This window comes from Arthrobacter sp. B3I9 (genome assembly GCF_030816935.1).
Classification (GTDB): Bacteria; Actinomycetota; Actinomycetes; order Actinomycetales; family Micrococcaceae; genus Arthrobacter.
Window position 1 is genome coordinate 3,043,158 of record NZ_JAUSYO010000001.1, and the last position, 21,937, is coordinate 3,065,094.

Here is a 21,937-nt window from a genome sequence, read left to right on the forward strand (position 1 = left end):
CTCGGTTCGCTTCAGCGTAGTTCCAGCTTTCCGCTTTGGCGAGAGGATCAGAGGATCAGCGCGCCGGGAGTGCGGGACGCGCGGAATCCGCCAGCGCAGCCAGAAGAGCTTCCACGATGGGCAGGTCGGCCGGGATCCATGGCAGCGCCAGGACCTCGCTGCGGTTCCCGAGGTTGATCCAGCGCAGCTCATCGTGGTCCTGCAGGGGTCGGGGTTCGCCGTCGACCAGTTCGGCGAGCCAGACCCGCATCACGGCCCGGTCGTTCAGGGGCCAGCCGGAGGCGGAACCGCCTTCGAGTTCACCCCCGAGCCGGACCTGGACGCCGAGCTCCTCCAGCAGTTCGCGGTGCAGCGCCTGCTCGGGCGACTCTCCGGGCTCCACCTTGCCGCCCGGGAACTCCCACATGCCGGCAAACAGAGGCGGCGCAGTCCGCCGCGCCACGAGCAGCCGGCCGGGGTTGGCGAGCGAATCAAGAATGGCGCCGCCCACGACGTTGATTAGTCCAGTCACGGCCCCCAGTCTAGGACGGCGGCCGCTTAAGGGAGAATGGAGGTAACCCCCTCCCCCTCCCGGAATACCGGGCATACTCCTCCCGTTGTATAAAGCAGATTTAAGATGCCGCGTTTCCCTGCCCCCCCCCCGGCACGGAACACCCTCGAAAAGCAGGCGAATGACTACCACCCAACACGCCCCGACAACACCGAAAACACCGACAACACCGAAGGCGGCCAACCGGCGCCTTGCTCTTGCCATCGTCTCCCTGGCGATGGGCGGCTTTGGGATCGGCACCACGGAATTCGCCATGATGGGCTTGCTCAAGGAAGTCGAGCACGGCCTCAATATCGGCACTCCGGAGGCCGGACACCTGATCTCGGCTTACGCGCTCGGCGTCGTCGTCGGCGCCCCCCTGCTGGCCGCGGCCGGCGCCAAGTTGCCGCGGAAATATCTGGCCCTGGGACTCATGCTGCTTTTCAGCATCGCCAACCTGTCGTCATTCATCGCCCCGGACTACGGCACCATGCTTGTCTCCCGTTTCGTGTCGGGGCTGCCGCACGGCGCTTTCTTCGGCGTCGCGGCCGTCATCGCGTCATCACTGGTCGCGCCCACCCGGCGCGGCTGGGCCATCTCGATGGTGATGGCAGGGCTGACGATCGCGAACGTGATCGGCGTGCCGTTCGCCACCTGGCTGGGCCAGGCCTTCGGCTGGCGGCTGCTCTTCCTGGTGGTGGGGCTGATCGGGATCACCACCCTTGGCATGCTGTGGAAATTCGTGCCGTTCCAGAAGCCCCACGCCGACGCCAGTATCCGCCGCGAACTGGGCGCCCTCAAGCGCCTCCAGGTCTGGCTGGCGCTCCTGATCGGCGTCGTCGGTTTTGGCGGCTTCTTCGCCACCTACACCTACATTGCCCACACGATGACCTCTGTCGCGGGTATCCCGTCGGACTGGCTGCCGCTGGTCGTGGCGCTCTACGGCCTGGGCATGGTGGCGGGCAATATTGTGGGCGGACGCATCGCCGACAAGTCGGTCATGGGGACCATCTACTGGGTCCTGCCCGGCATCGCTGTGGCGCTGGTGGCCTACGCCGTGGCGGTGCACTGGCCCTGGTCGGCCCTTGTCATGGTCTTCGTGGTGGGCGGGACAGGTTCGATGCTCATCCCCGCCCTGCAGACCCGGTTGCTGGACGCTTCCCCGGATGCCCCGTCGCTGGCCTCCTCGCTGAACCATGCCGCGCTCAACGTCGCCAACGCCTTGGGAGCCTTCCTCGGCGGTGTCGTGATCGCCTGGGGCTGGGGTTTCGTGGCCCCCGCGCTGGTGGGTGCGGTCCTGGCACTCCTTGGCCTCGGCGTCGCTGTCCTCAGCGGCCTGGTGGAACGCAAGAGGCCGCTGGCACCGTAGCCGCTCGGCGGCTACGGCCCCAACGGCCTCGGCGGCGCCTGACGCCGCAGGAACTCCCGGCGTCAGCGGCGGCGGACGGTCAGATGGTGGTGACGCGCTGGACGTCCGGCTCGAGGTAAATGACCCGGGCGATCGGGACTGCAGCACGGATCCTGGCTTCGGCCTCGTCGATCGCCTTGGCAATGTCCTGGCCGGTATCCGCCTGGCCGATCCCGATCTTGGCCGCGACCAGCAGTTCCTCCGGGCCCAGGTGCAGGGTCTTGAGGTGGATGATCGAGGTCCCGGAGGACTCGATGGCCTCCCGGATCCTGGCGACGTCGTCCCTGGTCGCTGACTCGCCGAGCAGCAGGGACTTCGTTTCCACGGCCAGGACGATGGCGATTGCCACCAGCAGCAGGCCGATCATGGCCGTACCGAGCGCATCCCAGATGCCGTTGCCGGTGATCAGCGTCAGGCCCACGCCGAAGAGGGCGAAAAGCAGGCCCAGGAGCGCGCCGAAGTCCTCGAGCAGGATGACGGGCAGCTCGGGCTGTTTCGCGCTGCGGATGAACTTGACCCAGGTCTGCTTTCCGCGGATGTGGTTTGATTCAATGATCGCCGTCCGGAAGGAGAAACTTTCTGCGACGATGGCGCCCACCAGAACCGCCAGCGGCACCCACCAGAAGTCCCCCTCGATGCCGTGCGGGTGCTGGAGCTTGCCCCAGGCCTCATACAGAGCGAAAAGACCGCCGACACTGAACAGCACGATCGAGACGATGAAGGCGTAAATGTAGCGCTCACGGCCGTACCCGAAGGGATGCTCCGGGCTGGCTGCCTTCCGGGAGCGCTTGCCGCCGACCAGGAGCAGGAGCTGGTTGCCGGAATCCGCCAGCGAGTGGATGGCCTCCGCGAGCATTGAGGAAGACAACGTCAGGACATACGCGACGAACTTCAGGACAGCGATGGTCAGGTTGGCGGCCAGCGCCGCGATAATCGCCTTGGTACCGCCATTTGCAGCCAAGTGAGCTTCTCCTTCAAGGGTCTTGCCGGTTGTTTTCCGGCACCGGAAACGCCCGATGCCGCACGAACACCGTACCCCGGAGGGCGAGCCGGCGCACCGCCCCGGGCCCGGCGACACGGGGAGATCACCGTCCCATCGCAGCAGGTAACGATTGGATGTGATCCTGCTGACTTTTAATGTCGCAAGTGTTAGCTTGAAGCCATAATCGGGATTCACAATTTGAATGCCGACGAATATGTAGGAGGAGACATGGGCTTTCTAGGCTGGATCATTCTCGGACTCATAGTTGGTGCAATCGTCAAGGCAATCATGCCCGGCAGGGTCGGCGGCGGCTGGGTCACCAGCCTCGTGCTCGGCGTCGTCGGTGCCATAGTCGGTGGCTGGATCGGCGACCTGCTTTTCGGCGGCGGCAGGATGGAATTCTGGAATCTCGGTTCCTGGCTCCTGGCGATCGTCGGCGGCCTGGTCGTGGCCGGGATCTACGGCGCGGTCACCGGACGCAACAGGACCACCTGACCGCAACGGGCTGACACCGCGGCGCATGACCGTTCCGGTCATGACCTCACAGGACAACTCAACAGCTAAGGCATTGCACGGTTACGACGGCGGGAGCCCACCCCTGGTGGACCCCCGCCTTTTGTATGTCCCCCTGTACCGTCCCCGCTAGCCCGCCGTGGCCCGGTCCACCTGGGACGCCGTGGCCCGGTCCCCCTGCGAACGGGCGCTGGCATAGAGGCAGACGGTTGCTGCGGTGCCCAGGTTTAGGCTCTCGGCCGACCCGTACACCGGCACGGCCACACGGTGGTCGGCCAGGGCAAGTTCTTCTTCGGACAGGCCCTGGGCCTCATTGCCGAACAGCCATGCCGTCGGGTTCTCCAGCGCATAGTCCGACACCGCGGCGGAGGTCCCTTGCCGGCGGGGCCGCGTTTTCGTCCTGGAGCCGGTCCAGGTTGAGCTGGCCGTAGCCGTCCGCGGCCAGGACGCCGATCCCCCGTTCCTTGCACCGAGCGACCAGCTCGTCCACTTCGACCCCCAGGACGACGGGCAGATGGAAGAGGGATCCCGCCGTCGACCGCACAGCTTTGGGGTTGTAGATATCGACACTGGAGGTTGTCAGCACGACGACGTCCGCGCCGGCGGCGTCGGCCGCCCGCAGTACGGTGCCGGCGTTCCCCGGATCACGGACCTGGCACAGCACGGCGACCAGCCGGGGTCCGGCGTCGAGGACCTGCTCAAGGCTGACGTCCAGGAAAGCGCAGACCGCCACGACCCCCTGCGGGGTGACCGTGTCCGCCATCGCGGCGAGCACTTCGTCGGTGGCAAGGTAGGCGGGGGTGCCCTCGGCGAGTGTCTCCAGATCCGGGTGCCGGTCCAGGCAGGACTCGCTCGCGTAGACCTCATAGACGACCCCGGGCTGTCCCGCCGCGATCCGCTTCTGGTGCAGCTTCAGCGCCTCACGCACAGCCTGCGGCCCCTCGGCGAGGAACTCGCGGCGCTTTAAACGGGCCGGGCGCCCGGCAAGCTGTGCCACCTTCCTCACCCGATCAGCTCGGGGGTTGGATAGTGGTAAGTCTTGCGGGCGCCCGGTTTCGTTCATATAAGAACTTTAGTTGCTGTTGCAGCCGGTTCTTGAACGACGTCGTTGATGAGCGACGAAGGGGTTGTTACTCAGCAGCCTCGGCAACCACGGCCTTCTTGGCGGCGGGCTTGCGGGCAGCCTTGGCCTGCGGTGCCGGAGCAGCTTCGGCCGCAACGGCCGGAGCGGAGGTGTCGGCGGGCAGGGAGTCCTTGGCGACCTTGACCAGCGCGGCGAAGGCGTTGGCGTCGGAAACAGCCAGCTCGGCGAGCATACGGCGGTCAACCTCGACCTCAGCGGCCTTCAGGCCCTGGATCAGGCGGTTGTAGGTCAGGCCGTTGGCGCGGGATGCAGCGTTGATGCGCTGGATCCACAGGCGGCGGAAGTCGCCCTTCTTCTTCTTGCGGTCGCCGTAGCTGTACACGAACGAGTGCAGCAGCTGCTCTTTGGCCTTGCGGTACAGACGCGAACGCTGTCCGCGGTAGCCCTTCGCCCGTTCAAGGACAACCCGGCGCTTCTTGTGGGCGTTGACAGCCCTCTTCACACGTGCCACGTGCGTACTCCTTTAGAATTCTGATCCCAAGCATCTACTGCCGGAGGAACCGGCTGGCCTGAGAAGCCTTTTTGGTAGTTGACTGCTGCCAGGTGGCAATCAGTCAGATAACTTGGAACTTAGATGCCGAGCATCTTCCGGATGACCTTGGCGTCGCCCTTGAAGACGATCTTGTCGCCGGCGAGGCGGCGGGTCAGCCTGGAGGACTTGTGCTCGAGGTAGTGGCGGCGGTTGGCCTGCTGGCGGCGCAGCTTGCCGCTGCCGGTCAGCTTGAAGCGCTTCTTAGCACCACTGTGGGTCTTCATCTTCGGCATGGGAACCGATCTCCTTACGTATCCGCAGACAAGGTCTGCAGTTCATTCGTGCAGCCGCCCCAGCGGGCGGCATGCTGGTTGCCTGCCGCCGGACATTGCTGTCCGGCGGCCGTGAACTAGTTCGTCTTCTTGGTGCCCGGCTTGGCGGCGGACCGCGGAGCCGCAGGCCGTGCCGCGGGCTTGGGAGCCGCGGGGCGCGGCACCGGCTTCGGCGTGGCGACCGGCTTCGGCGCTGCTGCCGGAGCGGCCGGGGCGTCGGCAGGCTTCGCAGCCTCGGGAGCCTTGGCAGGTGCAGCGGGAGCCTTCGCAACTGCCGGCTTCTCGGCGGCCTTCGGCGCCTCACGCTTCGGAGCGGCCTGCCTGGCGGCCTTGGGGGCCGCCTGCTTGGGCGCTTCCTGGACGGGAGCCGGTGCAGCCGGAGCTTCCTCGACCGGCGCTTCGGCAGCCGGAGCCGCCGTGGCTTCGGTTTCCGTGGCCGCGGCGTTTTCTTCAGCCGGCGACTCGACACCGGCGGGAGCGGCTTCGGTGGCCGGAGCTTCCGTCGGCTCGGTCCTGACCGTGAATCCTTCCGGCAGGAGGTCGGCCAGTGACTGCGTCAGCGGCGCAGTGTCGTCGCCGGAAACGTCCACACGGCCTGAGCCCGATGCCTTGGCTTCGTTCTCCGCTTTGGCTTCCGCACGCTGCGTGGCGCGGCGCGCTTCGGCTTTGGCTTCGGCCTTGTTCTTCAGGGGACCGACGACCATGACCATGTTGCGGCCATCGATCCGCGGGCTGGACTCCACGACGCCGACTTCGGCGACGTCGTCAGCAAAGCGCTGCAGCAGGCGGATGCCCATCTCGGGACGCTGCTGCTCACGGCCGCGGAACTGGATCATGGCCTTGACCTTGTCACCGGCACCCAGGAAGCGGAGCGCGTGGCCGCGCTTCGTCTCGTAGTCGTGGGTGTCGATCTTCAGGCGGAACCGGATTTCCTTCAGGACCGTGTTGGTCTGGTTCTTCCGGGCCTCGCGTGCCTTGACCGCGGCTTCGTACTTGTACTTGCCGAAGTCCATCAGCTTGCACACCGGAGGCTTGGCCTGCGGTGCTACTTCAACGAGATCAAGATCGGACTCGGCAGCCAAACGCAGGGCATCCTCAATACGGACGACGCCTACTTGTTCGCCTGCAGGGCCGACCAGCCGCACCTCGGGGACGCGGATACGCTCATTGATTCTTGGCTCGCTAATGTTAAAGCTCCTGTGTTCGTGAGGGGTATTCCACCGGCAAATAGAGAAGGCCCCCAATTGCCGGAGCAATCGAAGGCCTCGAAGATCGGTACTGCCTGCCTCCTGGGAGGCGGCATGCATGCCCGTCAGGCTGAAGCCCGGGGGAATGCCCGACCAGATACCCGGCAACCTTGCTTCTTGCGAAGCTTCCCGAAGGAGAGCGGCTGACGCGGGTGGGAGAGAACTCCGCTTGCAAACTGAAGAACGCTTCCATCCAAAAGCGGGTGAAATAACGTCAATCAGTCGGTCTGTGACAAGCTTACCAGCATGAGCACTTCAGACAGCAATTCACACGTTTATGAGCCCGCCGGTGCCCAGGCCGACGTCTCGCAGCAGATCCGCGACATCTCCGAGGTTCCCGCGATCGAAGTCATCACCACGGCAGCTGTGCACCTGATGAGCGCAGCAGCAGTAAAGCTCGGCCTCGCCGCCGAAGACAACGCAGAAGAGCTCAAGGACCTGGACGAGGCCCGCAAGCTGATCACGGCCCTCGCCGGGCTGGTCACCGCCGCGGCCCCCGAGATTGGTTCCCAGCACGCCGGCCCGTTGCGGGACGGCCTGCGCTCCCTGCAGTTGGCCTTCCGCGAGGAATCCACCATCAAGGATGCTCCGGGCAAGGGTCCGGGCGAGAAGTACACCGGCCCGGTCAACTAGCAGCGGACCAGCCGGTCGGGCTGGCTGCTGAGGCACCGCGCATCTTTAGACGGCGGCGGGCGGACACTCGGTCCGCCCGCCGCCGGCGTTTAACCCCGGCCTAAGCCTCCGCCGCGCCGTACCCGGCTGCAGCGGCAAGCCGCCGCCGGCGGCGCTGAAGGACCAGGCCCACAAGGCAGAGCAGTACGCCGCCCGTTCCGACGGCGACGAACCCGGCGGAAGGGCCGACGCCGTCGATGAAGACCCCGGCGAGCGGCGCGCCGAGTGCCACGCCGCCGGTGAGGGCGGATCCGTACCAGCCCATCGCCTCGCCGCGGCGCCGCTCGTCGACGAGTTCGGCGACTTTCTCCGAGGCCGCCGACAGCACCGGCGCGCAGAGCAGGCCCGGCAGGACGGAGAGCAGGCCGAGGGTCCACGTGTCCTGCGCGAACGCCATCGGAACGGTCATGGCCGACATGCCCAGCAGCAGAAGGACCGGCGAAATCGGCCGGTGCATGGCGCCGTAAACGAGCCCGCCCACCACTGAAGCCCCACACCAGAAAAGGAACACCAATCCGATCTCGGCCTGGTGCCCGCCGGATTCGAGGGCGGCGACTATCCCGACGTCGGAGCCGCTGAGGACCATGCCGGCCCCTGCCGCGACGGCGAAGACGGCGGCCACCGCTGCGCTGAACCACGCGAAGTTGTGCCGGACCTTGTGCCGGACTTTGTGGCGCAGACCGGCCGGGGCCGCGCGGCGCCGTTCCGCAGCCGCGAGCGGGGCGAACTCGGCGGCGGCTTCGTTGAGGTGTGCCGGCGCGGCCGCGACGACGGCGGCCTCCGCCGCTTCGTGCTGTCCTGTCCTAAACGCTGCCTCGGACTCTGTACCCGCCTCTACCTCGGATGCAAGGCCTGGGTCGGGGCTGCGGGTGGGTGGGTTGAACCACATCAGGAACAGCCCGGAGACGGACGTGGCCACGCCGACGACGGTGAGGCCAAGCACGGAGAATCCGGCGGTGGCGACGAGGGCGCCGGCGGCCGGACCGATCATGAAGACCAGCTCGGTGGTGATCGCATCCAGGGCGAAGGCGGTGCGCCGCTGCTCCCCGGTGGCCAGCACGCCCAGGGACTGGCGGACGACGCTGAAGATTGGGAGGGTCAGCAGTCCGCCCACGAAGACCAGCGGCAGCAGCAGCTCGTAGGACACGTGCGGCACGATCGACCAGATGACAGTCTCGGCGATGACGGACGGGACGAGGGCACGGCGCAGGCCCACGGTGTCCACGCGCCGGCCCCGCCAGGGTGCGCCGACGGCGATGCCGATCGTCATGACGGCGGCCGCGGCGCCGGCCGCGGCGTAGCCCTGGCCGAGGGTGAGCACGATGTGCAGGGTCAGCAGCACACCGGCCGCTGAGTGCGGTATGCGGGCGAGCATGCCGACGAGGAGGAGCCGCCTGATCGGGCGGACGGCCAACAGCTCCCGGTAAAGCGCGAAATTCACGGACTACTTCCTTCTGGTACTGCCCCCGGCAGCACCAGGGTTTCCCCCGCCGGCCGTCAGCTACGGTGCTGCGCGCTGCAATTTGAGCTCGATCGAGTCAACCCGCTCCGCAAACAATTCATTCCGTGCCCAGGCCTCGTTAAGGCCTGCCACGATGGACTGGACGCCCGCGGCGTCGAGTCCGTCTTCCAGGTACAGCTGGACCCGCAGCTCGGGCCCGGCGCCGCCGCCCGGAAGCTGCCTACCGTCTGCAGCCAGCGAAGCCACTCCCCCGCCCGGATGAATTTCAACACGGCGGACGGCCGGAAAGCCAGCGGCGGCCTCGCCGAGGGTCTGTGCGAGCTCCGGATCAGCGTACGACGGCGTCCAGGTGCGCTGTTGCGCGAGGGCCCAGACGGCGGGCCGCCGGACCACGAATGGAAGGTCGGAACCGGGGTCCAGGACCAGCAAGTCGGCACCTTCGGCCACGGCGGAAAGTGCCGCGCGGGGCGCGTAGACGGCGACCGGGCGGGCGTCGGGGTGCCAGGCTTTGAGAGCGGCGGCAGACGTGAACGCTGGCATTGCCGTCCGCCCGTCAGGCGCCTTCAGGGTCACCAGGGCCATGTCCGCCTGCTTGTCCCCGTGCAGGGCATCGCCCTGCGCGTCCGCGGCGCCCTCCGCTTCTTCGGCCAGCCGGGCCAGGATCGGCACAAACACACGCGCGGTGGCCAGGGACGCCACGACGCCTGCCTCGCTGCCTTCACCGGCCAGCAGATCCGCCCGCGCTGCAAGGTACCCGGCGTCGGCGGCGCCGTCGTCGTCGTCGAAGTTGTGGATCCTGGCGTCGTCCCCGGACAGGCTCCGCCCGGCCCACGGCTGGCCCGCGGAGTCGGCGGCCCCGCCCGCCCGGGCCAGGGCGGCGGCGATGTGCCCGGGAAGGTGGCGGGGAGGCTCAGCGGCGCTGGCCGCCGGAGTGCCCGGCAGCGGGCCGGTGCCTGACGGCTGGGATTCCATGGGCGCGGTCCGGTCAGCGCCGGCCGGCGACGTCGAGCGCCTCAGGCAGCGTGAAATTGCCGTTGTAGAGGGCCTTGCCGACGATCGCTCCCTCAACCCCGAGCGGCACGAGGGAACGCAGCACCTTGAGGTCCTCAAGGCTCGAGATACCGCCGGAGGCGACGACGGGCTTGCCGGTCTTTTCCACCATCTGCCGCAGCAGTTCGACGTTGGGGCCCTGCAGCGTGCCGTCCTTGGTCACGTCGGTCACTACGTAGCGCGCACAGCCGGCCTCTTCCAGCCGGCCCAGCACCTCCCAAAGGTCGCCGCCCTCTTTGGTCCAGCCGCGCCCTGCCAGCGTGGTGCCGCGGACGTCCAGTCCGACGGCGATCTTGTCGCCGAAACGGCTGATCACGCGGGACGTCCACTCCGGGTTCTCCAGCGCCGCGGTTCCAAGGTTCACCCTGGCAACGCCAAGCTCAAGCGCCTTTTCGAGGGACTCGTCGTCGCGCAGTCCGCCGGAGAGCTCCACCTTGATGTCGAGCTGTCCCACGACCTCGCGGAGCAGTTCGGCGTTGGAACCGCGGCCGAAGGCGGCGTCGAGGTCCACGAGGTGGACCCATTCGGCCCCCTGCTGCTGCCAGTTGAGCGCGGCCTCCAGCGGGGTGCCGTAGCTCGTTTCGCTGCCGGCCTCGCCCTGGACGAGGCGGACGGCCTGGCCGTTGACGACGTCGACGGCGGGCAGCAGCTCAAGCACGGGCAGCGGGGTTTCGGTGGTCATCGGGGATCCTCGGCTTCTCAGGTGCGCGGGTGGACGGGGCGCGGGTGGACGGGCGCTGCCGGACAATCAGACGTCGGACAGCGTAAAGAGATAGGCAGCGAACAGCGACATAGCGGCCAGGACGTAGAACACGATCTGGACCCAGCGCGGGCTCTTCTGCTGCCGGAAGGACAGCGCCCCGCCGATCAGCAACCCGGCAAGGCCCATGAGGAGCAGGGACCACATCTAGGCGGTCTGTTCCGGGTCGGCACCGGGGGCGCTGGCAGGCGCGGCCGGTGCGCCCTTGCGCAGGCTCTCGACCCAGTTGCGCAGCAGGCGTGCACCGGCGTCGCCGGACTTCTCCGGGTGGAACTGCGTGGCGCAGAGCGGACCGTTCTCAACCGCCGCGATGAACGGGGCGCCGTGCTCGGACCAGGTGACCAGCGGGGCGGCCATCCGAGGCTGGATGACATCGAAGTCCCATTGCTGCACGCCGTAGGAGTGCACAAAGTAGAACCGCTCGTCCTCAACACCGGCAAAGAGCCGGGAGCCGGCAGGAACGGACACCGTGTTCCAGCCCATGTGCGGAACGACCTCGGCCGGCAGCAGCTCCACCTTGCCGGGCCACTCCCCCATTCCGGGCGCCTCGGTGCCGTGTTCCACGCCCGCCTCGAAGAGGACCTGCAAGCCCACGCAGATGGCGAGCACCGGACGGCCGCCGGCGACGCGGCGCCCGATCATCCGGATCCCGTCGACGGCCTTGAGCTCCTTCATGACCGTCTCGAAAGCACCGACGCCGGGAACCACCAGGCCGTCGGCGTTCAGCACGTCTTCCGGCCTGGAGCTGAGAATGACCTCGGCGCCGGCGCGCTCCAGCGCCCGGACAGCCGAGCGGACGTTGCCGGAGCCGTAGTCCAGCACCGTGACGGTGGGCTTGCCCTCCGGAGAGGCAGGCTTCCGGCCGGCGTCGGGATCGATGATGGCGCCGTCCCGCAGGACCGGGCCGGTCACAGTGCACCCTTGGTGGAAGGGATGCCCTCGACGCGGGGGTCGGGCTCCACGGCGGAACGCAGGGCGCGGGCAAAAGCCTTGAACTGGGCTTCGACAATGTGGTGCGGGTCCCGGCCGGCCGTGACGTTCATGTGCAGGCAGATGCCGGCGTGCAGCGTGATGGCCTCGAAGACGTGCCGGGTCAGCGAACCCGTGAAGTGTCCGCCGATCAGGTGGTATTCCTGGCCTGCTGGTTCGCCGGCGTGGACGAGGTAGGGCCGCCCGGAGACGTCGACGACGGCGTGCGCCAGGGCTTCGTCCAGCGGGACCGTCGCCTCCCCGAACCGGCGGATGCCTGCCTTGTTGCCCAGGGCCGTGCGCAGCACCTCACCGAAGGTGATGGCGATGTCCTCGACGGTGTGGTGGACATCGATGTGGGTATCTCCGGTCGCCTTGACCGTCATATCGATCAGGGAGTGCTTGCTCAGTGCCGTCAGCATGTGGTCGTAGAAGGGAACCGACGTGCTGATCTCGGAGACGCCGGTGCCGTCCAGGTTGATCTCGACCAGCACGGATGACTCGCTGGTGGTCCGTTCCATGCGTGCGGTCCGGCCCTCGGCAGCAATTGATCCGGTGTTGCTCATGTGGGGGTGTCCTTTGTGATGAAGGCGGTGCTGTGGTGAAGGCGGTGCGGGCGTCTGGCGACGATCTTGTCCCGCAGTTAAGTCTAGGCCCGCTGGTTCGCCGCGCTGCTCAGGATCCGCTCGAGGGCCTCAAGGAAGGCTGTGGTTTCCGTCTCAGTACCGGCCGTGACGCGCAGGTGCCCGGGAATGCCGACGTCCCGGATGAGAACCCCGGCATCCAGCAGCCCCTGCCAGACGGCGTGCGGATCTTCAAGGCCGCCGAAGAAGACGTAGTTCGAGTCCGACGCTGCGGGTTTGAGCCCCATCCGCTGCAGTTCCGATACGATCCTGTCCCGCTGGCGCTTGATGTCCTCGACGTCGGCCATGAGCGCGACTCTGTGCTGCAGCGCGGCGAGGGCCGTTGCCTGCGTGATGGCGGAAAGGTGGTACGGAAGACGGACCAGGCGCAGCGCGTCCGTCACTTCCGGTGCGGCCGCCATGTAGCCCAGCCGGGCGCCCGCAAGGGCAAAGGCCTTGCTCATGGTGCGCGAGACAATGAGCCGCTCCCGGCCCGGCAGCAACGTCAGTGCACTGGGCGTTCCCTCGTGGGCGAACTCGTGGTACGCCTCATCGACAATCACGATGGTCTGGCTGGCCTCGCCCGCCTCATATACGGCCTCCACGACGTCCAGGCCCAGGCCCGTGCCGGTGGGATTGTTCGGGGAGCAGAGGGAAGACGATGTTGGCCTGGGTCTCCCGGATCTGGCGGGCGGCCGACTCTGCAGTCAGGCCATAGCTGTCAGCCCGGAGCCCCACGATGTACTCCGTGTCGGTCCCGGCGGCGAGCAGGGGGTACATCGAGTAGGTGGGAGGGAAGCTGAGGGCGGTCCGTCCCGGCCCGCCGAACGCCTGGAGGATCTGCTGGAGCACCTCATTGGAACCGTTTGCGGCCCAGATGTTCTCTGGGCCCAGGCCGTGGCCGAGGTACTCTGCCAGCGCTTCGCGTAGTTCCGTGAACTCGCGGTCCGGGTACCGGTTCAAGCCCGCCGCCGCCTCGGTCACGGCCGCTGAGATGGCCGCGCGGACGTCCGCCGGGACACCATGGGTGTTCTCGTTGACGTTGAGGAGGATGGGGACGTCCAGCTGGGGCGCCCCATAGGGGCTCATGCCGCGCAGGTTGGTCCGGAGGGGAAGTCGGTTCAGGCGCTCTAACTGGTCAGTCACTCCCCTAGTTTAAGTGAGATCGCAGCGGGGCCTGACACTGTGACGCCAGGCGCATACGGCTGGAACCGGAATGAGGGTACACCGGCGGTGTTACTTGGCCGGGACGAAGAGGGTCTGGCCGGGCCGGACGCGCGCAGCGTCGAGGTTGTTGAGCTGGACCATCTCGGCGACGACGTCCCGGGGGTCGCGCTCGGGTGCAACGGTCCCGGCGATGGCCCAGAGCGATTCCCCCGGCTGGACGGTGACGGTCACTGTGGGAGTCACGGACAGCTCGGAAGCCGACTCGGACGCTTTGGCCGGTGCGTTCAGGAACCCGCTGAGCGAGAGGAGCAGTGCGGCCAGCAGGATCAGGGGTCCGATGAAGAAGACAAGCCGGCCACGCCGGGTCAGCCGGAGCGGGGCCTGCTTGGCACGGGAGCCGCGGGCGGCGGGAGCACCCTTGCCGGGTGCCGTCCCGGACGTGGAACCGCCGGGCCGGGAAATGCCCTGCTGGGAGATACCGTGCCGGGAGATACCGCGGCCACCGACTGTGCCGCTCTGGAAATTGCCGTGGCCGAAAGTGCCGTGAAAAGCGCTTGATGCTGACATGAACTGAGCCCTCCTGGACCATACTGTGCCGCCCGGCGTACTCCACGTACCTGCCGCCAACCGGCCTTGCTTCGAACATAGAACCGAACAACGCGTTCGCCATGAGCCGCAGCACTGCAAGCCGGCTCCGCGATATTCGAATACATATTCGAACTCTACTGATCCAGTTTTAGCACTTATGGACGAACATTGTCGAGACTCGCTAGAACAAATGTTTGAAAAAGGTGCGCGGCTGGCCTACGTTTGAGTCACAGGACAGACGCTTCTGCAGTCGGCCGCTTCCGCAATTGCATTTCCTCGGAGCTGCATTTCCTCGGAGCTGCATTTCCTAGGAGCGCTTCTGCGGCCGATCATCATTAGTTGATCAGCAGGGTCCGACATTCAGGCTGGAAGGTCCCGGTAGCTGCAGCCACAGCAGCCGGACACGATGAAAGGCAACGGCACATATGGCAGCACAAGCCACCGGCGGCAGGGCACCGCAGCGGAGCCCGCAGTCAGCGAGGCCGCCAAAGAGCCTGACTGTCCGGCAGAAGAAGATCCTGGAAACCATCCAGCGTTCGGTCACGGACAATGGCTACCCGCCTTCAATGCGCGAGATCGGTGACATTGTGGGCCTGGCGAGCCTGTCCAGTGTGACCCACCAGCTGTCCCAGCTGGAGAAGCTCGGCTACTTGCGCCGCGACCCCAAGCGGCCGCGGGCCATGGAAGTGCTCATGCCGCTGACCCTCGACGAGGGCAGCACCGAGGTTTCCGGCGTCGGGAAGTCGGGCGGCCTGCGCGCCCTGGGCGGCCACTCCGTCTCAGAACTGGCCAGCGCCACCGACACCGCCATGGTTCCGCTCGTGGGCCGCATTGCGGCCGGCGGGCCGATCCTTGCCGACCAGGTCGTGGAGGACGTCCTGCCGCTGCCGCGCCAGCTGGTCGGACACGGCGAGCTCTTCATGCTGAAGGTCGCTGGAGACTCGATGATCGATGCCGCCATCTGTGACGGCGACTGGGTGGTGGTGCGCCGGCAGGGCGATGCCATCAACGGAGACATCGTTGCCGCCCTGTTGGACGATGAAGCGACCGTAAAGACCTTCCGCCAGCGCGACGGCCATACTTGGCTGCTGCCGCAGAACACGCAATACGAGCCGATCCTCGGCGACCATGCCGTCATCATGGGCAAGGTTGTCTCGGTGCTGCGCTCCCTCTAAAACACGAACAACAGGGCCCGTCCGGCATGCCGGACGGGCCCTGTTGTTTTCGCTTTTCCGCCGGGCCGCTCCCCCTCGGCTATTTCGCAGCCTCCGTTGACGCCTGGGAGAGCCGCTCCAGGGCCGCGACGGCGACTGCCGGGTCGGTCGTGGGCCAGAACGGCGGCAGGGCTGCCCGGAGGAAGCCGCCATAGCGCTCCGTGGAGAGCCGTGAGTCCAGCACCGCTACCACGCCCTTGTCCGTCGTCGTCCGGATCAGCCGGCCCGCCCCCTGCGCCAGGCGGATCGCGGCGTGGGTAGCCGAGACGCTCATGAAGCCGTTGCCGCCCGACTGGGCCACTGCCCGGGAGCGCGCGGTCATCAGCGGGTCGTCCGGCCTCGGGAACGGAATCCTGTCGATGACCACGAGCCGGCAGGAGTCGCCCGGGACGTCAACGCCTTGCCACAGGGACATGGTGCCGAACAGGCACGTATCCGGTTCGTCGCCGAACTGGCGCACCAGCGCCGCCATGGTGGAATCCCCCTGGCAGAGAATGCTTACGTCCAGCCGGGCACGCAGCGCGTCAGCGGCGTCCTCGGCTGCCCGCCGGGAGGAGAAGAGGCACAGCGCTCCGCCGCCGGAGGCGCGGATCAGTTTCTCAAGCTCGTCGAGTGCTTCGGGCGACATGCCGCGGCCGGGTTTGGGCAAGTGCTTGGCCACGTACAGGATGCCCTGCTTGGGGTATTCAAAGGGCGAGCCGACGTCGACGCCGGTCCAGCTGGGCGCGCCGGGGCCCACCAGCCCGAGTCCGCCTGCGGCCGGTTCAAAGGCGGAGCCGATTGCCAGCGTGGCCGATGTCAGGATGACGGTGTGTTCCGCGAAGAGGCCCTCGCGGAGGCGTCCTGCCACGCTCAGCGGTGCGACGTTAATGAGGGCCGGCGCGTCTTCGTCCGGCCGCGAGTATCCCTGGGCAGGGTCAAAGGTGCTGTTGCGGGAAAACCAGACCACCTCACGGTTTTCGCGGGCCGCAAGCAGCCGTTCGCAGAGTTCCAGGATGACCATGAGCCGCGAGCGTGCCAGCTGCCGGCCGCCGTCGACGGCGCTCGTGGAGCTGTCGCCCTTGGAATCCGAAAGCGCCGCGCGGCACGCGTCACGAAGCTGGTCCACGCAGTCCAGCTGCTCGCTGTTAAGGCCGTTGGGCAGCAGTCCGCTGGGGACTCCTGCGATGGCCAGTTCAAGGTTCGATGCGGCATTGTTGAGGGCGTCCACCGTGATGCCCGTGTGCTTCCGGGCTCCGGACGCGGCCGCGTGGACCATGGCCACGGAGAGCTGCCCGGACACCGCACCGGTGACGCGGTCCTGCAGCTCGTGCGCCTCATCCACCACCACGACGTCATATTCGGGCAGCACGGCGAGGCCCTCGAAGGCGCTGACAGCCAGCATGGCGTGGTTCGTGACGACGACGTCGGCGTCGGCAGCGTTCTGCCGGGCCAGTTCGCTGAAGCATTCGGCCGCGAGCGGACATTTCTGGGCGCCGAGGCATTCCATCGATGTGACGGAGACCTGACGCCAGGCACGGTCCGTGACTCCGGGCATGAGTTCGTCGCGGTCCCCGGTGGCGGTCTCCTCAGCCCATTCCCGGAGCCGGACCACCTCCTTGCCGAGCTGGGAGGAGGGGCCGCCCATCGCTGCGGCGAAATGCGGTACGGACGTGTCCTCGCCGAGGGAAAAAAGCTGCCCCTCGGACGGTTCCTCGGAGGGGAAGCCGCCCTCGAGCTTGTGGCGGCAAACGTAGTTGGAGCGGCCCTTGACCAGCGCCACCTTCACCGGGCGCTCCAGGGCGGGGGTGATGTTCTTGAGCAGCCGGGGCAGGTCGCGGCCGACAATCTGGGTCTGCAGGGCCAGGGTGGCGGTCGAGACGAGGGTGGGCTTTTCGCTCTCGAGGGCATGCGCGATCAGGGGAATCAGGTAGGCCAAGGACTTGCCGGTTCCGGTGCCGGCCTGGACCAGCAGGTGGTCTCCCGTCTCGATGGCGCGGGCCACCTGGCGGGCCATTTCATGCTGGCCGGTCCGGCTCTGGCCGCCCATGCCGGACACCGCCCGGTCGAGGAGTTCGATCACGAACTCCTCGCCGGACGGGGTCCCTTGTCCTTCCGGATCCTTCCGGTCAGTCATTGCCGATGAACGGATCCAGTTCGGCCGCCAGTCCCTCGCGCACCATGACGACGGCGCGCGTGCCGGCCTCCTCATGGTCGAGGCTGAGGATCTCGGCGTCGGTCTCGTGCAGCTTGTTGAGCAGGTCCCCGCGGTTGTACGGAATCATCAGCTCAAGCTTCACACTGGGCCGCGGGATGCCTTCGCTGATGGCCTTAAGCAGCTCCGGAATGCCCTCTCCGGTGCGGGCCGAGACCACCACGTGCCGCGGTTCACGCTGCTTGAGCCGTTCGATCACAAACGGGTCGGCAGCGTCGGCCTTGTTCAGGACGATGATTTCCGGCACCTTGCGCGCATCGACCTCGCTGAACACCGAGCGGACAGCGGCGATCTGGCCCTCGGGGTCAGGGTGGGAAGCGTCCACCACGTGCAGGATCAGGTCCGAGTCCGCGACCTCCTCCAGAGTGGAACGGAACGCCTCCACGAGCTGGGTGGGCAAGGAGCGGACAAATCCCACCGTATCGGCAAGGGTGTAACCCAGGCCGTCCGAGGTTTCGGCCTTGCGGACCGTCGGATCCAGGGTGGCGAACAGGGCGTTCTCCACGAGCACACCGGCATCGGTCAGGCGGTTCAGCAGCGAGGACTTGCCGGCGTTGGTGTATCCGGCGATCGCCACCGACGGCACGGCATTACGACGGCGGTTGGCCCGCTTGGTTTCCCGGGCCGGCTTCATTGCAGCGATTTCCCGCCGCAGCTTGGCCATCCGCGTGCGGATGCGTCGGCGGTCCAGTTCGATCTTCGTTTCACCGGGACCACGCGAGCCCATGCCGGCGCCGGCACTGCCCACCTGACCACCGGCCTGGCGGGACATCGACTCGCCCCAGCCACGCAGGCGCGGGAGCAGGTATTCGAGCTGCGCCAGTTCCACCTGGGCCTTGCCTTCACGGCTCTTGGCGTGCTGGGCAAAGATGTCCAGGATCAGTGCCGTGCGGTCAATGACCTTGACCTTGACGATGTCCTCCAAGGAGCGCCGCTGGGACGGTGCCAATTCGGCGTCGACCACCACGGTGTCCGCGCCGGTGGACATCACGATGTCCTTCAGTTCCTGCGCCTTGCCCGAACCGAGGAAGGTGCTCGGGTCCGGCTTGGCCCGGCGCTGGACGATCCCGTCAAGGACCTCCGAGCCGGCCGTCTCCGCGAGGGCTGCGAGTTCGCGCAGCGAGTTTTCGGCGTCGGCGAGTGTGCCTTCGCTCCAGAGGCCTGCGAGCACGACGCGCTCCAGGCGCAGCTGCCGGTATTCGACCTCGGTGACGTCTTCGAGTTCGGTGGACAGGCCCGCGGTGCGGCGCAAGGCGTGCCGCTCCTCGAGATCCTGCTGGTCGCCGTCGTGGTTGCTGAAGTCCTCGTCCGCGCCGGAGATCGCCTGGGCCTTACCGAGCGCCGGCTTGGGCTCGGCCGCAGCGGGGGCGGCGGCCCGGGCAGGGGTGTCCTTGGAGAGGATCCGGTCGATGACAGCTTGGATTTCCGCAGGGCTCATGTCCTGGGCTGCTGAATCGGATCCGGTGTTGGGCTGACTGGTCATGGTCTCCTTTGAAGGTTCGGCAGTTTCAGAATAGTGCCGATTGGAAGTCTGCGGGGCGGTATTCGCGCTGGGCTGACGACTATTGGTCAATTCGGTTCTCCTGGATGCCCTGCGGCAGCAGTACCGCGGGCAGGGTGGGCTCCGTGCGGGAGCGGTGAACAGCAAAGCTGTAGATAAGGGAAGGAACACGGCGGTTGTCGCCGGACTGTGGGACAGTCTTGGGGCTGTCCGGGAGCTGGACTGGAAAAGCGCCGCTGGACTCAGAAGAGCACTGCTGGACTCCAAGGGGCCGGGCGCCAGGCGGGACCCCTGAAAAGGATCACCGGTTGTGGTGGCGCACTGAGCGGAAGGTAATTACCTGCGTCGCTGCGGGGACGGGACAGAGCCTATGCTGGCTACTTGGCCCGTGCCGGCTACTTGAAGTTCAAGATCATATATCAATCTTACCAGAACGGTTTTCCGCGCCGGGTCGCCCTGCCCTCCGCGGGCGCGTGAGCTTGCCCACCGGTTTCCCATAGCGGCCGGGCGCCAACTAATCTGGCCAGTTATGGAGTCTGCACACTATTTCAGCGCCCAGCCGGCCGGGCCCTTCACCCGCAAGCCACTGACGGTGGAACTGGCCGGCGAGACCCGCCACCTGCAGACGTCCTCGGGAATCTTCAGTCCGGACGGGATAGACAAGGGAACGGCCGTTCTGCTGGCCGACGTCCCGTCCCCGGCGCCGCAGGGCAATCTCCTGGACATCGGCTGCGGCTGGGGCCCGATTGCGCTGACCATGGCGCTGCGGGCACCGCACTCCCATGTTTACGCCGTCGACGTCAACGAGCGCTGCGTGGCGCTGACGAACGACAACGCGGCGCTCCTGGGGCTGCGGAACGTCACGGCAAGCACTCCGGACGCCGTCGACCCCGAGCTGCGCTACGACACCATCTGGTCCAACCCGCCCATCCGGATCGGCAAGGACGAGCTTCACGCCCTGCTGCTGCTCTGGCTGCCAAGGCTCGCACCGGGCGGCTCGGCGTGGCTCGTCGTCCAGAAGAACCTGGGGTCCGATTCGCTTCAGCGCTGGCTGGCGGCCGAGCTGGACGGAAGCTTCACGGTGACGCGGGAGAGCACGTCGAAGTCCTTCCGGATCCTGCGGGTCAGGAAAGCGTCCCGCTAGCGACGATCACGGCCGGACCGCTGAGCTCGACGTGTTCGTGGCCTTCCGCGCCGAGGAAGAACTTCACGCCGACAACACCGCCGGGCACCCGGACGTTCCAGACATCCGGGGCGCCCTGGCCGGCCCAGTGGCGGATGGCGACCGCCGCGGCGCAGGCCCCGGTCCCGCAGGACTGGGTCTCCCCGACGCCGCGCTCGTGAACACGCATCGTGATTGTTCCGACGCCGTCGTGGACCAGCGGCTCGGACGGCACCACGAACTCAACGTTGGTGCCATGGGGCGGGACGGGGTCCACGTGCGGAGCGGTGAACAGCTGGGTGGCCTCCATTTCGGCGGGTTCGGCCAGCGCCACCACGGTGTGCGGGTTTCCCATGCTTACCGAGAGGGCGGGCCGGGCGACCTCGAGGCCCTGGGCACTGACCAGCGAGTCCATGGCGCGCGCCGTCGCGTCCCCCGGAAAGATGAATTCCCACGGGCCCATGTCCACGGCGTAGCCGCCGGCGGTACGCACGATCGTCTTGGCGCCGCCCCGGGTGCCGATGGTCAGCGATTCGCCGGCAGGCAGGTCCACCAGGCCTTCGGTGATCAGGAAGTGCACGAAGACGCGGACGCCGTTGCCGCACATTTCCGACAGCGAGCCGTCGCCGTTGCGGTAGTCCATGAACCACTCGGCATCCGGGTGTTCCCGGAGCAGGTCCTGGCCCTCGGGGAGCAGCCGGGACGGGACGGCGCGGATCAGGCCGTCTCCTCCGATGCCGCGGTGGCGGTCGCACAGCGCGGCCACCTGCTCCGGGGTGACCGACAGCGTGCCCTTCGGGTCCGCGAGAAGCACAAAATCGTTCCCTGTGCCGTGGCCCTTGGAGAACGGAAGACCGCTGAGCGCTGCCGTGGTGGCATCGGCGTTCGGGTCAGGGTTCCGGTTGGCGGCCACGGTGAGGGTTTCGTCCATACTCCAAGGTTACCTTTCCGGTTGCCGGGCCAGGTCCGGGCCGGCGGCACCGGGGCTGCAGGCCGCGGCGGCTTTGGCCACGACTTCCGGATCCCGCCAGTCCAGCCAGTGGATGCGGGGGTCCGCGCGGAACCACGTGAGCTGGCGGCGCGCGAACTGCCGGGTCGCGACGATGGTCTCCTCGGCTGCCTTCCCGACGTCGGACTCGCCGTCAAGGACTTTGAGGAACTGGGCGTAGCCGAGGGCCCGGGGGGCGGTCCTGCCCATGCGCAGGCCGGCAGCGTCAAGCCGCCGGACCTCTTCGAGGAGTCCCTGTTCCACCATGGCATGGACGCGGCGGGCGAGCCGCTCCCTGAGCTGCTCGCGGTCCACTGCGAGGCCGATCTGCACGGCGGGCTGGACGTACTCGCGGGTGGGCATGAAGGAGCTGAAGGGGCGTCCGGTCAGTTCGTGGACCTCGAGGGCGCGGATGATCCGGCGGGCGTCGCCGAGCCGGGCGGCGGATACCGGATCCACCGCTTCCAGCCTGCTCCGTAACGGGCCGGGGCCGGCGGTTTCCAGTTCTGCTTCCAGCCGGCGGCGGACGGCGGGGTCGGTGCCCGGGAATTCCAGCACGTCCAGGGCGGCGCGGACGTAAAGTCCGGAACCGCCTGCCAGGATGGCCCGTTTGCCGCGGGCATGGATCGCCGCAATCAGCGCGCGGGCCTGCTGCTGGAAGTCGGAGACGCTGGCTTCCTCGGTGACGTCAAGGATGTCCAGGAGGTGATGCGGTACTCCCCTGCGTTCGGCGTCGGTGATCTTGGCGGTGCCGATGTCCATGCCGCGGTAGAACTGCATCGAATCGGCGTTGATCACCTCGCCGTCCAGCTCCAGGGCGAGCGAGACGGCGAGGTCCGACTTGCCGGACCCTGTGGGCCCGACGACGGCAATCACCGGCGGGGCGGCCGGTGGGGCTGCTGCGGCGCCCGCCGGTGCGCTGGCGGCCGGTGCTGCGGCGCCCGCCGGCGCGGGGCCGGC

The 21,937-nt window shown here is 67.6% G+C and carries 21 protein-coding genes and 2 pseudogenes; 5 read left to right on the forward strand and 18 right to left on the reverse strand.

The window, feature by feature from the left end; translation table 11 throughout:
• Positions 1 to 55: 55 nt before the first annotated feature.
• Positions 56 to 511 (reverse strand): (deoxy)nucleoside triphosphate pyrophosphohydrolase, encoded by a 456-nt coding sequence (locus tag QFZ65_RS14150; protein WP_306911350.1) that lies wholly within the window; start codon positions 509 to 511, stop codon positions 56 to 58.
• Between the two features lie 160 nt (positions 512 to 671).
• On the opposite strand from QFZ65_RS14150, the gene QFZ65_RS14155 reads away from it, so the two are divergent.
• On the forward strand, positions 672 to 1,898 hold the full coding sequence (locus QFZ65_RS14155; protein ID WP_306911351.1) for an MFS transporter: 1,227 nt from the start codon (positions 672 to 674) through the stop codon (positions 1,896 to 1,898).
• 79 nt (positions 1,899 to 1,977) lie between these two features.
• Here the strand turns inward: QFZ65_RS14155 and QFZ65_RS14160 are convergent, their stop codons facing one another.
• Positions 1,978 to 2,898: a cation diffusion facilitator family transporter gene (locus QFZ65_RS14160; RefSeq protein ID WP_306911352.1), complete on the reverse strand. Its 921-nt coding sequence runs from the start codon at positions 2,896 to 2,898 to the stop codon at positions 1,978 to 1,980.
• A 249-nt stretch (positions 2,899 to 3,147) separates the two neighbouring features.
• On the opposite strand from QFZ65_RS14160, the gene QFZ65_RS14165 reads away from it, so the two are divergent.
• Positions 3,148 to 3,414 (forward strand): GlsB/YeaQ/YmgE family stress response membrane protein, encoded by a 267-nt coding sequence (locus QFZ65_RS14165; RefSeq protein ID WP_306911353.1) that lies wholly within the window; start codon positions 3,148 to 3,150, stop codon positions 3,412 to 3,414.
• A 147-nt stretch (positions 3,415 to 3,561) separates the two neighbouring features.
• On the opposite strand, the pseudogene QFZ65_RS14170 reads toward QFZ65_RS14165, so the two are convergent.
• The 4 genes and pseudogenes from QFZ65_RS14170 to infC all read right to left on the reverse strand — a co-directional run bounded on the left by QFZ65_RS14170 (position 3,562) and on the right by infC (position 6,525).
• Positions 3,562 to 4,495, reverse strand: a pseudogene (locus QFZ65_RS14170) (TrmH family RNA methyltransferase).
• A 67-nt stretch (positions 4,496 to 4,562) separates the two neighbouring features.
• A complete protein-coding gene (rplT, locus tag QFZ65_RS14175; protein ID WP_306911354.1) occupies positions 4,563 to 5,027 on the reverse strand; it encodes a 50S ribosomal protein L20 in 465 nt (154 codons plus the stop codon).
• Positions 5,028 to 5,146: 119 nt separating this feature from the next.
• A complete protein-coding gene (gene rpmI / locus QFZ65_RS14180) occupies positions 5,147 to 5,341 on the reverse strand; it encodes a 50S ribosomal protein L35 (protein ID WP_009358635.1) in 195 nt (64 codons plus the stop codon).
• 116 nt (positions 5,342 to 5,457) lie between these two features.
• Positions 5,458 to 6,525, reverse strand: coding sequence for a translation initiation factor IF-3 (gene infC / locus QFZ65_RS14185; RefSeq protein WP_373427593.1), 1,068 nt, complete (start codon positions 6,523 to 6,525; stop codon positions 5,458 to 5,460).
• A gap of 348 nt (positions 6,526 to 6,873) precedes the next feature.
• On the opposite strand from infC, the gene QFZ65_RS14190 reads away from it, so the two are divergent.
• The gene (locus QFZ65_RS14190; protein WP_306911355.1) at positions 6,874 to 7,260 is read left to right on the forward strand and encodes a DUF1844 domain-containing protein; all 387 of its coding nucleotides are present in this window, start codon (positions 6,874 to 6,876) and stop codon (positions 7,258 to 7,260) included.
• 100 nt (positions 7,261 to 7,360) lie between these two features.
• Here QFZ65_RS14190 and QFZ65_RS14195 read toward each other — a convergent pair whose 3' ends face one another.
• From QFZ65_RS14195 to QFZ65_RS14230, 8 genes and pseudogenes are all read right to left on the reverse strand, one after another.
• The gene (locus QFZ65_RS14195; RefSeq protein WP_306911356.1) at positions 7,361 to 8,740 is read right to left on the reverse strand and encodes an MFS transporter; all 1,380 of its coding nucleotides are present in this window, start codon (positions 8,738 to 8,740) and stop codon (positions 7,361 to 7,363) included.
• 60 nt (positions 8,741 to 8,800) lie between these two features.
• Positions 8,801 to 9,733, reverse strand: a complete 933-nt coding sequence (locus tag QFZ65_RS14200) for an SseB family protein (RefSeq protein ID WP_306911357.1) — start codon at positions 9,731 to 9,733, stop codon at positions 8,801 to 8,803.
• 13 nt (positions 9,734 to 9,746) lie between these two features.
• Positions 9,747 to 10,493, reverse strand: a complete 747-nt coding sequence (gene priA / locus QFZ65_RS14205) for a bifunctional 1-(5-phosphoribosyl)-5-((5-phosphoribosylamino)methylideneamino)imidazole-4-carboxamide isomerase/phosphoribosylanthranilate isomerase PriA (RefSeq protein ID WP_306911358.1) — start codon at positions 10,491 to 10,493, stop codon at positions 9,747 to 9,749.
• A gap of 66 nt (positions 10,494 to 10,559) precedes the next feature.
• Complete coding sequence (locus tag QFZ65_RS14210; protein ID WP_306911359.1) at positions 10,560 to 10,718, reverse strand: hypothetical protein; 159 nt, start codon at positions 10,716 to 10,718, stop codon at positions 10,560 to 10,562.
• The gene (gene hisH, locus QFZ65_RS14215; protein ID WP_306911360.1) at positions 10,719 to 11,483 is read right to left on the reverse strand and encodes an imidazole glycerol phosphate synthase subunit HisH; all 765 of its coding nucleotides are present in this window, start codon (positions 11,481 to 11,483) and stop codon (positions 10,719 to 10,721) included.
• Positions 11,480 to 12,106, reverse strand: coding sequence for an imidazoleglycerol-phosphate dehydratase HisB (hisB, locus tag QFZ65_RS14220; RefSeq protein WP_306911361.1), 627 nt, complete (start codon positions 12,104 to 12,106; stop codon positions 11,480 to 11,482). The genes hisH and hisB overlap by 4 nt, the downstream gene beginning before the upstream one ends.
• An 83-nt stretch (positions 12,107 to 12,189) precedes the next feature.
• Positions 12,190 to 13,309 (reverse strand): annotated as a pseudogene (locus QFZ65_RS14225) (histidinol-phosphate transaminase).
• Positions 13,310 to 13,399: 90 nt separating this feature from the next.
• The gene (locus tag QFZ65_RS14230; RefSeq protein ID WP_306911362.1) at positions 13,400 to 13,897 is read right to left on the reverse strand and encodes a LysM peptidoglycan-binding domain-containing protein; all 498 of its coding nucleotides are present in this window, start codon (positions 13,895 to 13,897) and stop codon (positions 13,400 to 13,402) included.
• 446 nt (positions 13,898 to 14,343) lie between these two features.
• Between QFZ65_RS14230 and lexA the strand changes: the two genes are divergently transcribed.
• On the forward strand, positions 14,344 to 15,093 hold the full coding sequence (lexA, locus tag QFZ65_RS14235; protein WP_306911363.1) for a transcriptional repressor LexA: 750 nt from the start codon (positions 14,344 to 14,346) through the stop codon (positions 15,091 to 15,093).
• A gap of 79 nt (positions 15,094 to 15,172) precedes the next feature.
• Here the strand turns inward: lexA and QFZ65_RS14240 are convergent, their stop codons facing one another.
• Positions 15,173 to 17,248, reverse strand: coding sequence for an ATP-dependent DNA helicase (locus QFZ65_RS14240; protein WP_306911364.1), 2,076 nt, complete (start codon positions 17,246 to 17,248; stop codon positions 15,173 to 15,175).
• Positions 17,241 to 18,809 carry a GTPase HflX gene (gene hflX, locus QFZ65_RS14245; RefSeq protein WP_306911365.1) on the reverse strand — a complete coding sequence of 523 codons (1,569 nt, stop codon included), beginning with the start codon at positions 18,807 to 18,809 and terminating at the stop codon, positions 17,241 to 17,243. Before hflX ends, QFZ65_RS14240 begins: the two co-directional genes overlap by 8 nt.
• A gap of 547 nt (positions 18,810 to 19,356) precedes the next feature.
• On the opposite strand from hflX, the gene QFZ65_RS14250 reads away from it, so the two are divergent.
• Positions 19,357 to 19,971, forward strand: coding sequence for a class I SAM-dependent methyltransferase (locus tag QFZ65_RS14250; RefSeq protein ID WP_306911366.1), 615 nt, complete (start codon positions 19,357 to 19,359; stop codon positions 19,969 to 19,971).
• Here QFZ65_RS14250 and dapF read toward each other — a convergent pair.
• Both dapF and miaA read right to left on the reverse strand, forming a co-directional pair.
• Positions 19,952 to 20,920: a diaminopimelate epimerase gene (dapF, locus tag QFZ65_RS14255; protein WP_306911367.1), complete on the reverse strand. Its 969-nt coding sequence runs from the start codon at positions 20,918 to 20,920 to the stop codon at positions 19,952 to 19,954. The genes QFZ65_RS14250 and dapF overlap by 20 nt on opposite strands.
• Positions 20,921 to 20,929: 9 nt before the next feature.
• The gene (gene miaA, locus QFZ65_RS14260) at positions 20,930 to 21,853 is read right to left on the reverse strand and encodes a tRNA (adenosine(37)-N6)-dimethylallyltransferase MiaA (RefSeq protein WP_306912589.1); all 924 of its coding nucleotides are present in this window, start codon (positions 21,851 to 21,853) and stop codon (positions 20,930 to 20,932) included.
• Positions 21,854 to 21,937 lie beyond the last annotated feature (84 nt).